13 protein-coding genes are annotated in these 14430 nt (G+C 67.6%); 10 read left to right on the forward strand and 3 right to left on the reverse strand.

Features of this window, described 5'->3' with window-relative positions; all coding sequences use genetic code 11:
• The first annotated feature begins 11 nt into the window (after positions 1–11).
• The 4 genes from G6N66_RS12450 to G6N66_RS12465 all read left to right on the forward strand — a co-directional run bounded on the left by G6N66_RS12450 (position 12) and on the right by G6N66_RS12465 (position 6007).
• Positions 12–1700, forward strand: a complete 1689-nt coding sequence (locus tag G6N66_RS12450; protein ID WP_163645828.1) for an ABC transporter ATP-binding protein — start codon at positions 12–14, stop codon at positions 1698–1700.
• A gap of 33 nt (positions 1701–1733) precedes the next feature.
• Positions 1734–4019 (forward strand): MMPL family transporter, encoded by a 2286-nt coding sequence (locus G6N66_RS12455; protein ID WP_085236339.1) that lies wholly within the window; start codon positions 1734–1736, stop codon positions 4017–4019.
• Between the two features lie 126 nt (positions 4020–4145).
• Positions 4146–5615: an MFS transporter gene (locus G6N66_RS12460; RefSeq protein ID WP_085236340.1), complete on the forward strand. Its 1470-nt coding sequence runs from the start codon at positions 4146–4148 to the stop codon at positions 5613–5615.
• Positions 5616–5635: 20 nt separating this feature from the next.
• On the forward strand, positions 5636–6007 hold the full coding sequence (locus G6N66_RS12465) for a nuclear transport factor 2 family protein (RefSeq protein WP_085236342.1): 372 nt from the start codon (positions 5636–5638) through the stop codon (positions 6005–6007).
• On the opposite strand, the gene G6N66_RS12470 is transcribed toward G6N66_RS12465, so the two are convergent.
• Positions 6008–6868: an SCO6745 family protein gene (locus tag G6N66_RS12470; protein ID WP_085236344.1), complete on the reverse strand. Its 861-nt coding sequence runs from the start codon at positions 6866–6868 to the stop codon at positions 6008–6010.
• 166 nt (positions 6869–7034) lie between these two features.
• Here G6N66_RS12470 and G6N66_RS29015 point away from each other — a divergent pair, with 166 nt between their 5' ends.
• From G6N66_RS29015 to G6N66_RS12490, 4 genes are all read left to right on the forward strand, one after another.
• Positions 7035–7532, forward strand: coding sequence for a hypothetical protein (locus G6N66_RS29015; RefSeq protein ID WP_179968273.1), 498 nt, complete (start codon positions 7035–7037; stop codon positions 7530–7532).
• Between the two features lie 52 nt (positions 7533–7584).
• On the forward strand, positions 7585–8985 hold the full coding sequence (locus G6N66_RS12480) for a sulfatase family protein (protein WP_085236347.1): 1401 nt from the start codon (positions 7585–7587) through the stop codon (positions 8983–8985).
• 158 nt (positions 8986–9143) lie between these two features.
• Positions 9144–11063 (forward strand): serine/threonine-protein kinase, encoded by a 1920-nt coding sequence (locus tag G6N66_RS30050; RefSeq protein ID WP_085236348.1) that lies wholly within the window; start codon positions 9144–9146, stop codon positions 11061–11063.
• A 24-nt stretch (positions 11064–11087) separates the two neighbouring features.
• A complete protein-coding gene (locus G6N66_RS12490; RefSeq protein WP_085236350.1) occupies positions 11088–11843 on the forward strand; it encodes a sensor domain-containing protein in 756 nt (251 codons plus the stop codon).
• A gap of 4 nt (positions 11844–11847) precedes the next feature.
• On the opposite strand, the gene G6N66_RS12495 is transcribed toward G6N66_RS12490, so the two are convergent.
• On the reverse strand, positions 11848–12186 hold the full coding sequence (locus tag G6N66_RS12495) for a hypothetical protein (RefSeq protein ID WP_085236352.1): 339 nt from the start codon (positions 12184–12186) through the stop codon (positions 11848–11850).
• A 178-nt stretch (positions 12187–12364) separates the two neighbouring features.
• On the opposite strand from G6N66_RS12495, the gene G6N66_RS12500 reads away from it, so the two are divergent.
• Entirely contained in the window at positions 12365–12844 is a 480-nt protein-coding gene (locus tag G6N66_RS12500; protein ID WP_085236354.1) for an SRPBCC family protein, read from the forward strand.
• A gap of 46 nt (positions 12845–12890) precedes the next feature.
• On the opposite strand, the gene G6N66_RS12505 is transcribed toward G6N66_RS12500, so the two are convergent.
• Positions 12891–13268 carry a hypothetical protein gene (locus G6N66_RS12505; RefSeq protein WP_085236356.1) on the reverse strand — a complete coding sequence of 126 codons (378 nt, stop codon included), beginning with the start codon at positions 13266–13268 and terminating at the stop codon, positions 12891–12893.
• 97 nt (positions 13269–13365) lie between these two features.
• Between G6N66_RS12505 and G6N66_RS12510 the strand changes: the two genes are divergently transcribed.
• A complete protein-coding gene (locus G6N66_RS12510) occupies positions 13366–14214 on the forward strand; it encodes a hypothetical protein (protein WP_085236358.1) in 849 nt (282 codons plus the stop codon).
• Positions 14215–14430: the final 216 nt, after the last annotated feature.

Consider the following 14430-nt stretch of genomic DNA (forward strand, 5'->3'; position numbering starts at 1 on the left):
AATGGAAGTCGATGACGTCGAGCATGCTGCTGCTCGGTGTCGCGACCGTGCTCACCCTGCTGCAGCCATTGCTGGCCGGGCGTCTGGTCGATCGTGCGGCGGCGGGCGCCCCGATCTTCGGGTTGGCCGCCGTGCTGGTGACCATGCTGAGCGGACAGTTCCTGCTGGACGCGTTGGCGCATTTTCGGTTGGACCGGACCGGCGAGAAGATCGTGTTGGAACTGCGGGCCGACTTCACCAATCACGTTGTGCGCCTGCCCATCGGCGTACTGGACCGGGGCCGCACCGGAGAACTGTTGGCGCGCGGAGCAAGCGACGCCGGCCTAGTGCGGCCGATGCCACGTGCCGTCGCCGACGTCGTGTTCGGTGCGCTGACCCTGCTCGGTGCGGGCATCCTCATGCTGTCGATCGACCCGGTCACGGTTGGTGTCGTGGTCGCCGCCATGGGAATCGCGTTCGCCGCGGGCGCACCGTTTCTGTCCCGGATCCAACGGGCCTCCCTGGACCGTCAAGTCGCGCTGGGCGACTACACGGCCGGGCTGGACCGAGCCCTGGGCGCCGCGCGCACCATCAAGCTATTCGGCGCCGAGGACCGTGAAGTCAAATCCATCGGCGCCAGTGCGCAGGCCGCCTACCGGGCCGGTGTCCGCATCGCGTCGGCCACCGCCACCGACATGTCGATCATCCGAATGGGGGTCACCGCCTCGTTTTTGGCGATCATGGTCATCGATGGCCGCCGCGTCGCCCACGGCGGCCTGCCCGTCGGGCAGTTCGTCAGCCTATTCGCTTTCGCGATGTACGCGGTCTTTCCCATCACCGCCGGCATCACCGCACTCAACCACCTGCGCACCTCGGCCGGCGCGTACCAACACCTCACCACCACCCTGCGCGAACTCCCGGAGGGCGACCCGCCGACCATGGGCGCCGCTACGGGAGTCGGCCGGAAAGTCAGCTCGCCGGCGGCCCAAAGCCCTACGCCGCTCGTCGAATTCGAGCACGTCTCGTTCGGTTACGGCGAGACGCCGGTCCTCGACGACGTGTCCTTCACGATCGGCCGGGGTCAGCTGACCGCGCTGGTCGGGCCGTCCGGCTCGGGAAAGTCGACCATCCTGGCGCTGCTATGCCGCTTCCACGACCCGCACACCGGCACGGTGCGCTGGGAGGGTGACGACATTCGCGGCATCCCCCTCGCCGAGCATCGAGGCCGGCTCGGGCTGCTGGAACAGGACGCGCCCGTGCTCAACGGCACCATCGGCGACAACCTGCGAATCGCCGACCCCGATGCCGGCGAGGACGACCTGTGGCGCGTCCTGCAGCAGGCGAACATCGCCGATGAAATCGCCGGTCTCCCAACACAACTCGAGACACCGGTGCTCGAGCGTGGGCGCGGCCTCTCCGGCGGCCAACGCCAGCGGCTGGCCCTGGCCCGCGCATTCCTGTCGCGCTCGCAGCTCATCCTGATGGACGAACCCACCGCCCATCTCGACCGCGCCAACGAGGGTGACGTGATGGCCAATCTGCTGCGCGCCCGCGGTCGGCGCAGTCTGTTCGTGGTCACCCATCGGCTGTCCACCGTCACCCACGCCGACCAAATCCTGGTCCTGCAGCACGGCCGGATCCAGGCCACCGGCACCCACGCCGAACTCATGCGCACGCCCTTCTACCGCGAATTGATTGAGCACCAACTGACGTCGCGCTAGCGAGGAAGATCGAGAAACGACAAAAGGAGGACCGTGCTGCACGGAATGGCGCGACTTGCCATCGCGGCCCCGCGTCGGGTCGTCGCGCTGGCTGTGCTGGTGATGATCGGCACCGCGATCTTCGGCGTCCCGGTGGTCGCGTCGCTGTCGTCCGGCGGGGAACTGGCCCCCGACGCCGAATCGTCCCGGGCCGCCGCGCTGCTGGCGAAGAAGTTCGACCAGGGCGACATGGGCCTGCTGATCACCGTCACGGCGGACGGTGGAGCGCTGGGCCCGAAGGCGCCCGCAGTCGGCGCCGAAATCGCTCAGCGACTGAGCAATTCGCCTCACGTCGGGCAGGTGGTCTCTCCGTGGAGCGTCTCGCGCGACGCCGCGCGCAAGTTCATCAGCAGGGACGGCAAGACCGGATTGATCGTGGCGGCCTTCAACAGCGATTCCCAGGACGCGCAGGTCTACGCCAAGCAGTTCGCCGACCAATGGGTCCACGACCGCGACGGCGTCACGATGCGCGCCGGGGGAGACGCCGCCGTCGCCTGGCAGGTGAACGAGCAGACGCAAGAAGACCTGCTGCTCATGGAGTCGTTGGCGCTGCCGTTGAGTTTTGTGCTGCTCGTCTGGGTCTTCGGCGGACTGGTCGCGGCGGCGCTCCCGGTGGCCGTCGGGCTGTTTGCGATCTTCGGCGCCCTGGCCTCGCTGCGCACGATCACGCTGTTCGCCGACGTGTCGATATTCGCGCTCAACCTGACCGTCGCGCTGGGCATGGCGCTGGCCGTCGACTACACCCTGCTGATCCTCAGCCGATACCGGGACGAGCTCGCCGAGGGCCAATCCCGCGACGCCGCGCTGATCCGCACCATGGCCACCGCCGGCCGCACCGTGCTGTTCTCGGCAATGACGGTCGCGCTGTCCATGTCGGCGCTGGTGCTGTTCCCGCCGTATTTCCTGAAATCCTTCGCCTACGCGGGAGCCGCGGTGGTCGCGTTCACCGCCGCGGCGGCAATCATCGTGACGCCCGCAGCCATCGCGCTGCTGGGTGACCGGCTCGACGCGCTGGACGTGCGCCGCGTCCTGCCCCGGTTCCTCAGGCCCGACCGCCACGCCCAGCCGGTGGAGGAGTGGTTCTGGTACCGGTGGACGAGGTTCGTGATGAGCCACGCCGTGCCGATCGGCGTGGCCATCACCGCCGTGCTGCTGCTGCTCGGCGCCCCCTTCCGGGAGGTGAAGTGGGGCTTCGCCGACGACCGGGTGCTGCCGACCACGGCGTCCGCGCGCCAGGTCGGCGATCAGCTGCGCCACGACTTCGCCGGCGACGCGGTGCCCGACATCACCGTCGTGCTGCCCAACGCCGCCGGCTTGACCCTCGCCGACCTGGACACCTACGCCGCCGCCCTGTCCCGGGTGCCGGACGTGACGTCGGCGTCGTCGCCGCGCGGGACATTCGCCGGCGGCAGGCTGCAACCCGGACCGCCCGCGTCGGCCGCCGGACTGCGCGACGGCAGCGCGTTCCTCACGGTGACGACCACTGCGCCGCTGTACTCGGCCGCCTCGACATCCCAGCTGGACCGGTTGCACGCCGTGCCGACCCCGGGCGGCAAACCGGTGTTGCTGGCCGGCACCGCCGAGGGCAATCGCGACAGCGTGCACGCGATCGCGTCGCGGCTGCCCTGGGTGCTGACCATCATCGCGGTGGTCACCATGGTGCTGATGTTCGCGCTGACCGGCAGCGCGGTGTTGCCGTTCCAGGCGGTGCTGACCAACACGCTGTCGCTGACGGCATCCTTCGGCGCGCTGGTGTGGGTGTTTCAGGAGGGGCATCTGGGCGGGCTGGGCACCGCGGCGACCGGCACGCTCGGCGTGGAGCTGCCCGTGCTGCTGTTCTGCATCGCCTTCGGCCTGTCGATGGACTACGAGGTCTTCCTGATGTCGCGGATCCGGGAGTACTGGCGGGCGTCGCACCGGGGGTGGGGCGCCAACGACCGCAGCGTCGCGCTGGGGGTGGCCCATACCGGCCGGGTCATCACGGCCGCGGCGTTGATCATGACGATCTCCTTTGCCGCGCTGATGGCCGCGAAGGTGTCGTTCATGCGGTTGTTCGGCTTCGGCCTCACGGTCGCCGTGCTGGCCGACGCCACCCTGGTCCGCATGGCGCTGGTGCCGGCGTTCATGCATGTCCTGGGCCGGACCAACTGGTGGGCGCCCAAACCGCTGGCCGACCTGCACGATCGGTTCGGCCTGAGTGAGAACCCCGCCGCTGAAGCGGATCCGGGCCGCTTTCGCCGGCGCGCCCGTCGGGTGCTGTTCGGACAGGCCGCTCGTTGATTCTGCGCTGAGGGCGGCCCCTACTCGAACAATTGCGCCCTCACCGCAGAGTCAATCACCGACCAGCCCCGAGGCGTGCGACAGGCCGTGGTTGGGTAATTCTCTGTCCACCCAGATCGGAGGCAGATGAGCGAACACGTGCAAACCGGAACGATCACAACCCACGTCCCGGCACGCCTGGACCGGCTGCCCTGGGCGAGGTTTCACTGGCGCGTCGTCGTCGGCCTCGGCGGCGTGTGGATCCTCGACGGGCTCGAGGTCACCATGGTGGGCAACGTGTCGTCGCGGCTCACCGAGCACGGCAGCGGCATCGAACTCAACCCCGCGGACATCGGCATGGCGGCGGCGTTCTACATCGCCGGTGCCTGCCTGGGTGCCTTGTTCTTCGGTCACCTGACCGACCGCTTCGGACGGCGCAACCTGTTCATCCTCACGCTGGCCGTCTATCTGATCGCCACCGTCGCGACGGCATTCGCGTTCGCGCCGTGGTATTTCTTCGTCGCGCGCTTTTTCACCGGCTCCGGCATCGGCGGCGAATACGCCGCGATCAATTCGGCGATCGACGAGTTGATTCCCGCGCGGGTGCGCGGTCGGGTGGACCTGATCATCAACGGGACATACTGGCTGGGCTCGGCCGCGGGCGCGGCCGGCGCGCTGGTTCTGCTCGACACGTCGAATTTCCCGGCGAACATCGGCTGGCGGCTCGCGTTCGGGATCGGTGCCCTGTTCGGTATTTTCGTCCTCCTGGTCCGACGCAACGTTCCCGAGAGCCCGCGGTGGCTGTTCATTCACGGGCGCGACGAGGAAGCCGAGCGCATCGTCGGCGACATCGAGTCCGACGTGCTGCGGGAAACGGGTCAGCCGCTGCCCGAGCCGCAGGGAAAGCCGCTGAAAATCCGCCAGCGCCAAACGATTTCGTTCGTCGAGATCGCCAGGGTGGCGTTCACGCTCTATCCGCGGCGCGCGGTGCTGGGGCTGGCGCTGTTCATCGGGCAGGCGTTCTTGTACAACGGCGTGACCTTCAACCTGGGCACGCTGCTCAGTGGGTTCTACGCGGTTCCGGCCGCGAAGGTGCCGCTGTTCTACATCCTGTGGGCGCTGAGCAATTTCGTCGGCCCGCTGGCGCTCGGGCATCTGTTCGACACAGTCGGCCGCAAACCGATGATCACCCTGTCCTATGTCGGCTCGGCTGTGGTGGTCGTCGTCCTCGCGGTGCTGTTCGTGACGCAGGTCGGCGGAGTCTGGGCCTTCATCGCCGTGCTCGCGACGGCCTTCTTCCTGGCCTCGGCGGGTGCGAGCGCGGCCTACCTGACGGTCAGCGAGATCTTTCCGATGGAGACCCGGGCGCTGGCGATCGCCTTCTTCTACGCGATCGGCACGGCGATCGGCGGCATCACCGGCCCGCTGCTGTTCGGCCAGTTGATCAATTACGGGCAGCGCGGCGAGGTGGTCTGGTCGTTCCTGATCGGAGCGGCGGTGATGGCCGTCGCGGGGCTCGTCGAACTCTGGCTCGGGGTGGCGGCCGAACAGCGCCCGCTGGAAGAGCTGGCGTTGCCCTTGACGGTGGCCGACGCCTCAGACGAAAAGGACGATTAGCGCCGTGTAGCGTCCGAGCAATGCCATCCCAGGAAGCCATCGCACAGACCGTCAATCGTTATCTCGAGTTCCTGTCCAAAGGCAGCGCCGACGATATCGCGAGCCTGTACGCCGCCGACGCCACCATCGAGGACCCGATCGGATCCGACATTCGGCGCGGCCACGACGCCGTCCGCGAGTTCTACGCGGCGGTCGAGGGCATCAAGAAGGAAACCGAACTGGTGCACCTGCGGATCGGCGGCAGCGAGGCGGCGTTTTTCTGGCACCTCACCCTCGACGCCGGGGGCAGTCGCAGCCGCTTGTCGCCCATCTCGGTGATGCGGTTCGACGACGACGCCAAAATCACGTCGATGCGGGCGTTTTGGTCGCCGACCGACATGAAGGTCCTTTAGCTAGAAATTCCGTCGCAGCGTCATCGGGGTGACGGCGGGCATGTCACCCGCGGCGATCACCGTGCGCGCGATCGGCGTCAACGCGTCCAGCAACGCCTGAACCTCGGCGTCGTCCAGGCTGTCGAACACACGTAGCGACAGCGCGTCCGTGCTGGCCTCGATGTGGTTCTTCAGGTCCCGTCCGGCGGGTGTCAGGGCGCCGTCGTCGGTGAGCAGGCCGCGGCTGGCCAAGCTTTGCTCGCACGCGCGCCACTCGGCGTCGTCGTAGTGCCGGGTCCGCCTCATGTAGTCCGCGGGCACCGTGCCGGCGGCGCAGTGCAGAACGGTCGACTCCCGGCCCGAGACACCGGCGGCCGCCAGCACCGCGACGTGGCCGTCGCCGCGATGCTCACGCAGCAGCGTCGTGGCATGCCAGAGCGCGGCAATCGGATCGGTCGGCATCGGCAAGGCCAGGTTGGCCGCGAACAGGGCCCGACCGTCCACGGATGCCTGCCGGGCGGCGCTGCCGGCCAATTGTGCTGCCGCGCGGACGGTTTCGTCATCGGTGATGCCGTAGCGCCGCAGCGCGGCCACCGCCGCCGCTTCGCGCGCCGCCAACACCACCTGCGGCCCGGCGATGTCCCACGCCGCGGGCAGGGCTTTGGCGACCCCGGCCGCCGCGAAGTTGTAAAACAGTGCGGTCACCACTTCGGGGGCCACCCGGCCCAGCGGGGCCGAGCGGGCGGCGAAGTAGCCCATCCAGAACCCGCGGAAGCCGAGGTCGTCCATCGCCGCGCGCGCCTCCGGCGCGAAATACGTCACCGCATGAATCGGTTCGAAACGGTCGTAGAGCTGCCGGGCCAGCTCGGGTAGGCGTTGCATCCCTGAAGCTAACCACCGGCCGCACCACGATCACCCCCTGGGCCGACCGCTGCGCAGCTTGTCGGAGACCGCCGAACGCTGTCCTGGAATTTCTTCGTCCACCCCGGCGTTGCCGCTGAGTACAGCTAGCAATACCCAGCACTGTTCTGCGCGAGGGAGCCGGTCGATGCCTGTCAGCACTGCGATGTCCGCCGAGGATCTGGGAATTTTCGAATCCGCCCGAATGGACCGGGAGATGGCACGCGAACTGGGGCAGAACTCGCAGCGGCGCAACAAGACGTCCGCGCTCGGGACGGCGCTGGCGAACGCGTCGACGCCACGCCTGCTCATGCTGCTGAGCGGCGTCCTGCTGCTGGTGGGCGGCTTGCTGGCGCTGCGGTTTCCCGTCTTCCTCGCCGAGTTCGACCAGTGGGGCTTTCAAATCAACTGCGGCACCGGATTCGGCAGCGATTGGACCCAGGCCGCGACCGCGGACGGGGCCGGAACCCACTTCGTGGAGCAATGCCGCGCGGCCGTCACGATCCGTCGGGCCTGGGCCTTCCCGGTGGCGGCCGCGGGGGCGGTGCTGCTGACTGCGCTGCTGATCAGGCCGGCGCGCCGCGAACCCACGCCGGTGCGGTTGTCCTGGCCGTCGCCGTATCGCAGCCGGCGGGTCTCGGCGTAATCCGGGGCATAACCCGACATTTTCGGCCGCCGCTCGGGCATGCTTGCTGAGCATGACGGACCGGCGACACGACAACCTGCTGATCGTGCACTGGCACGACACCGGCCGCTGGCTGGGGGCTTACGGGCATCCCGGCGTCTCGAGCCCCCGCCTGGATCGCCTGGCCGCCGAGGGCATCCTGTTCACCCGCGCCCATGCTGCCGCCCCGCAGTGCTCACCATCGCGCGGGGCGATATTCACCGGTCGGTATCCACACAGCAACGGCCTGATCGGGTTGGCCCATCACGGTTTTGAGTATCGCGAAGGGGTCCGCACGCTGCCGCAGATCCTGTCGGAGGCCGGCTGGTACTCGGCGCTGTTCGGGATGCAGCACGAAACGTCCTTCCCGGCGCGGCTGGGCTTCGACGAGTTCGACGTGTCCGACTCGCACTGCGACCATGTCGTCGCCAAGGCGCAGGAATGGCTGACCGAGAGCGCGCCGCTGGACGGGGGTGACCCGTTCCTGCTGACCGCCGGGTTCTTCGAAACGCACCGGCCCTGGGCGGGGGAGTATCGGCCGGCGTCGCTCGAGGTCGTCGAAGTGCCCGCCTACCTGCCCGACGTCGCGGACGTCCGCAGCGACCTCGCCGACTTCTATGGGGCGATCGCGGTGGCGGACGCGGCGGTCGGCCGCCTGCTGGACACGCTGGCGGAGACCGGTTTGGACGCCAGCACGTGGGTGGTTTTCTTCACTGACCACGGCGCACCATTCCCGCGTGCGAAGTCGATGCTGTACGGCGCCGGCACCGAGATCTCATTGATCATCCGGCCGCCCACGCGGCTGGGCGTCGAGCCGCGGGTCTACGACGAGTTGTTCAGCGGTATCGACCTGCTGCCGACACTGCTCGACATGTTCGGCATCGAAGTACCGGCCGACGTGGAAGGTGTTTCACACGCAAACAATCTGCTGCGGTTCACCGCGGGCGCGGCACCCGTTCGTCGAGAAGTGTTCACCGAGAAGACCTTTCACGACTCGTTTGATCCGATGCGCGCCGTCCGCACCAAGGAATACAGCTACATCGAGAACTACGCGCCGCGTCACCTCGTCGACTTACCCTTGGACATTCAGGACAGCCCATCCGGGAAAGCGGTGTACGAGTACGCGGAAGGGCCGCGCCCGCCGCGCGAGCTCTACAACCTCCTCGACGACCCCGACGAGTTGAACAACCTGCTCCTCGGGGACGAGCGCGACGGATTGGCCGGGGTTGCAGACGAACTCGCGCTGCGCCTGCGCCAGTGGCGAGAACGGACGGGCGACGTGTGCCCGTCGGAGTCTGCCGGGCCGCGAATCCTGTTCGAGCGCACCGAAACCTACGTCGAGGCCAGCATGCGGACCCTCGGTGTGCGGCCGACCCCGCGTTCGCCCCGCGGAACAGAACGCGGCGTGCGGCAGGTAACCGGTACCAAGCACTAGCCCGCAAGAATTCCGCAAGGATTCCGCGACCAAGCGGCAAGCGGCTTCCGTCAGCCTAAGTGCGTCGGCCGCCGTCCGGCACGGACGAGGAGAATCGGCCCCGACCTTTTGCTGGGAAAGGATATGAGGTGCCCACAGAAAGGATTTACGATTTGCCCATGTCGCTAGCGGCTGGCCAGGTGTTCGCCGGATACACCATCGTGCGCGTGCTGGGCGCGGGCGCCATGGGCACCGTGTACTTGGTGTCGCATCCGCGGTTGCCGCGCCAGGATGCGCTCAAGGTGTTGCCGGCGGACCTAACCGCCAACCCGGAGTTTCGGGCCCGTTTTCTGCGCGAGGCGGAGCTAGCGGCCGGTCTGTCGCATCCGAACATCGTGCGGATCCACGACCGCGGCGAAGAGGACGGGCAATTCTGGATTTCGATGGCCTACGTGGCCGGCACGGATGCGGGCCGCTTCCTGCGCGAACAGTTTCCGGGCGGCATGCCCCTCGATGAGGTCGCCGCGATCATCGCCGCGGTGGCCTCGGCGCTGGATTATGCCCATCACCGGGGGTTGTTGCACCGCGACGTCAAGCCGGCCAACATCTTGTTGGCCGATCCCGACGCAGGGCTGCGGCGAGTCTTTCTGGCCGATTTCGGGATCGCGCGCAGCATCGACGATGCGGCGGGGCTGACCGCGACGAACATGACGGTGGGCACGGTGAATTACGCGGCGCCCGAGCAGTTGCGGGGCGAGGCCATCGATGGACGCGCCGATCAATATGCGTTGGCCTGCACCGCTTTTCACTTGTTGACCGGGGCAGCGCCGTTTGAAGACTCCAACCAGGCGGTGGTGATCAGCCGCCATGTCAACACCCCGCCGCCGTCGATCGGCGCGCGACGTCCCGAATTGGCGGGGCTGGACGCGGTGTTCGCCACCGCGATGGCCAAAGATCCGTCGCAGCGATTCGTCAGCTGCACCCAGTTCGCCGAGCACCTGCGCCAACAGTCGAGCCCCGGCTTCGCCTATGCCGGGGAGATTCCGGCCCGGCCGGACACCGAAGTCACCCAGCCGTCGTTGAGCGCCGTGGCGCCCACGGTGGTGCTGCGATCGAAGCGGCGGCGCCGCGGTGTGCTGGCCGGGGCCCTGGCCGGCGCCGCGTTGCTGGTCGCCGGCGCGGTTTTCGCGGGTGTCAAGCTCATCGATGCCCCCAAGCCGGTCCCCGTGGCGGCACCGCACGGGTCCAGCGCGGCGCCCAAAGCCGCTCAAGCTTCAGCGCCCAACACGGGTCCGTTCACCGGCGTCTACAACGTCGATTTCGCCCGCGTCACCAGCCTCGAAGGCCAAGTGCCCAAGGGTGCGACGCCGACCACCGAAACGTGGGCGGTCCGCTCGGCCTGTGGCAGCGCCGGGTGCATGGCCACCGCGTCACGGCTATCCGGTGACACCCTGCAGGTCACGTCGATGGTGCTGGACCAGGTCGACGGTAACTGGATCGCGGTGAGCGTCGGCTCTACCAACTGCGGGAAGCTCGACGGCGAAGTGTGGGAAACCTTCACGTTGCAGCCCCGTCCCGATGGCACCCTGGTCGGCGAAGCCACCCAGACGATGGCCGTGGGGTGCGGCAACAAACGAAGCGTCACGTTCACCCGCACCGGCGACGCCGACCTCAGCACCCTTCCCGACCCAGCGACGCTGCCCCCGCGCGTGGTGTCCCCGGCCGAAGGGCTGCGCGGCCGCTACCACGAGTCGGATGTCACGCCGACCGGCTTCAAAGAAGAGGGGGACTACACCGTCCAGACCCATTGCCTGCGCACGGGGGATCGGTGCATGAGCTTCTTCCACGCGCCACCCAGTTCCTGGTGGGCGCTGGTGTTCGGCGGCGGACAGTGGGTGTATGCCCGAGAGTTCGACAGCCGGTGCTCGAAGGGCGGCACGGCGCACGTGAAGGTCAACTCGCAATTCCCGCTGCCGCAGCCGGCGCAGAATCCGATTGCGCTGCTCACCGGGCAGGGCTTCGAGGACGTGCAGTCAGCTAACGGCACTAACTGCGGCAGCACCAGCGTGACCGTCAAATTCGCGCGCACCGGAGACTAGCCGGCAACGGAAGTGGGAGGACGCATGGACACTCGGATTCGGTTGCACGCCACGCGGTTAGCCGCGCTCGCGGCGGCGGGAGCGGTGACAGTGGCCGGCTGTTCGTCACCATCGAAGACACCGGCCACCTCACCGGCTACCTCACCGGCTACCTCCGCCGCGCCGACGTCATCGGCACCCGCCCCGCCGCCCACCACTACGGCGCCTCGGGTGCCCGAGGACCGGCTGAGTTCGTTCCTGCTCACCGTCGACGAGGGCAACGCCATCATGGGCACGACCGGCATGCAAGACCTGGGCGGCCTGTCGACCATGGACACCAACGCCTTCGCGGTGTCGAATCCGGACTGCCTCGGGCCCGCCCACATCGTCCAGCCTCCCGTGTATTCCGACAGCGGATACACGGCCGTGCAGTTCGACGTGCTGCACGAGCCGGGGCAGAGGTACACCCACTCCATCGAGCAAGCCCTGACCACGTTTCCCTCCGCCGACCAAGCCCTGGCCTTCGTGCAAACGTCGGCCGGCAAGTGGAAGGGGTGCGGCGGCCAAGAGATCAGCGAATCGCTCAACGGCACCACGCTGCACTGGACTTTCGGAAACCTGGCGGGGGACCCGCCGAAGATCTCGATCATCATGAACAGGCACAATGCCCGGGGCTGGACATGTCAGCGGGTGCTGAGTGCGGTGCGCAACGCGGTCATCGACATGAAAGCCTGCGCATTCAAAATCTCCGACCAGGGCATGCAGGCCGCCGACAAGGTCGCGGCCAAAGCAACCCAATAACGGGTCAGCAGCGCTCCTCGTCATCGGTGACGGGTTGCAGCCCCTCCCGCGACAGCGCCCGGACGAACCCGAACGCGTGCATGCCTGCCTTGCCCGGATTCTTGACGATCCATTCGTTGATCTTTCCCAGCGCATTGGCCAGGTCATTGCGCCTGACCCGGATGAGGTAGGTCTCTCGATCGTCATCCGGATCGTCACTGGCATCGGCGACGGCGACGGGGTTTTTGAACGCGTAACCGATCCCATGCACGGCGTCGTGGTTCAGCGCCCAGTCAAGTTCACTGGGGCGCAGGCCTTTCACGGCCAGATTGCGGTAGTCGTTCTCATCGCTGGAACTGCTCACCTGGCCGATCGTCCTCCTCTGTGTGCTCGCGAGAAGGTGGAGCACGACGGGCTGAAAGTGCTGTCGCGCGGGCAGTTCGATGGAGACTTCAGGGCGACTCTCCCATCATAGGAAGGTCTGCATGCGCGCGCATGACAACCGACCTGCCGCCGGCCCGGGCGTCGTACAGTAAGCACTCATGACTGAACGCATCGAGGTCCAGCGCACCATCCCGGCGCCGGCATCGGACATCTTCGCGGTGCTGTGCGATCCGCAGGGCCACGTCGCAATCGACGCGTCGGGGATGCTCCAGGACGCCGAGGGCGACCCCGTCCGGGCCGTGGGTGACAGCTTCGTGGTCCACATGGATCGCGAGTCGTTGAACGACTTTCCGCAGCTGGGCAAGTACGACGTGACGGTGCAGATCGCCGAGTTCGAAAAGGACCGGCTGATCGCCTGGACGATTCTGGGCCAGATCCGTCCCCAGATCGGTCACGTCTACGGCTACCGGCTCGAGCCGACTGATGACGGCACCGTCGTCACCTCGTTCTACGACTGGTCGAACATCGACGCCCAGTGGCGCGACGCCAAGATCTTCCCGGTGATTTCCGAGGGCGCGTTGCGGGCAACCCTGGGAATTCTCGACCGCACAGTCCGCCGCGGTTACCCGCGCGCATAGCCGCGAAACCCGGTCTGCTCAACCGGTTCTCGCGATAGCGCGCCGGCTAGCCCGCTTCGTCGTCTTGACCGATGACCAACGGAATCGAGATGGTGCCCGAGCTGCCCGACACCAGGATCAGCCAACGGCCATCGACCGGCAGCGTCACCTCGACGTTGAAGAAGGCAAACCCCGGAAACTTGCCGATGGCGGCTTCGGGTATCTCGAACTCTTGGCGCACCGGCTCGTCGAACGTCGGCGGTCGGAATTCCACGCTGACCCGTCGGTCCGGATCATCCGAGTCGGCTTCCGTCATCAACACCAGCACGAAGCGCGCCAGCCGCTCGGGCCCGACCGCATACCTGGACAGCACGCCACCCGACACGTTGAGCTTGTTGTCCACCGACGCCGCCGCTTCGGCCAGAAAGGCCCACGTGACCGTCATAGTGCAGATACCTTAATTGCCCGGCCTCGGTATGGCCGCTCGGACAGCCGCTCTGGGGGAGCACACATTGGAGTTCCGGACGTTTCGGGAGTCTCGGATGTCGCCGGCAGCGCAGTCCCCGCGAGTGCGCGCCGCCGTGCGCTGCGCGGTACGGGCATGGGCTCCCCGTCCCGCCGCGGCCCGGCTGGCGGCGAAGGATTTTCGGCAACGGCTGGCGCCGGCGGTGTGCGCCGAGATCCGCTGGGCGTTCACGCCGCCGCGCACCTGGCTGATGGGCGTGGTGTTCAATTTCTTTCTTGCCGCGGCCTGGTTGCTGGTGCAGCCGTTGAATCCCGGTCCGCGTCACTACGACTGGGTCGTCCTGATCAGCACGTACTTCTCGTCGTTCATTTTTGCCGACGTCACCACCACCAACCTGCTTGGCGCGGACCACTACCGGGTTCGACAGGCACTCGCCGATGGTGTGCCGCTGCGGCGAATCCTGGTGATCAAGAACCTGGCGCTGCTGGTGATCGTCGGACTGCCGACTTTGGCCACCGCAGTGGCGTTGACGCTGGCGCTGGAAACCCCGGCGCGCCTGGGCATCACGATTCCGACGGTCGCGGTGCCGATCGTGTCCTGGCTGGGGATGGGCAACCTCGTCTCCGTGCTGCATCCGGTCAGCGCTGAGCCGCTGATTCGGCGGTGGCGGCAACGGCGCGACTATCGCCGCACCGTCGGCTGGCTGCTGGCCCTCGCCCTGCCGTATGCGCTGTACTACATCGCCGACCCGATGAACGGCATCGAGCACCGAGTGGTGTGGACACGGGTGCCCGCGTTGCTGTGGCCGATCCTGGGACGCGATGCCAAGAGTTTCTGGCATCTCGCGATTGCCGGAGGAATCTGGATAGTCGGCACCGTCGCGGCCCTGGTGTGGGCCCGGAGGCGCGGATTGCAGATCAGGTAGCGGTCGTCGGCGCCCCGTTCACAGGGGGAGCGGGTCGTCGTCCAAGGCCTGGAGCAGACGGCAGGCAATCGCGTCAACGGAAGACCCCGCCGCGAGCGCCACGATGAGTGCCGCAAGCTGGGTTCGCAGCGGGTTGCGCCACTTTTTCATCCGACTTCGTCCTTTCCGCGCCAAGACGGTGAGCGGGTCCAGGGATGGCCCATTGAAGCGAGATCG

The organism is Mycobacterium conspicuum, from assembly GCF_010730195.1.
In the GTDB taxonomy this organism is placed as follows: domain Bacteria; phylum Actinomycetota; class Actinomycetes; order Mycobacteriales; family Mycobacteriaceae; genus Mycobacterium; species Mycobacterium conspicuum.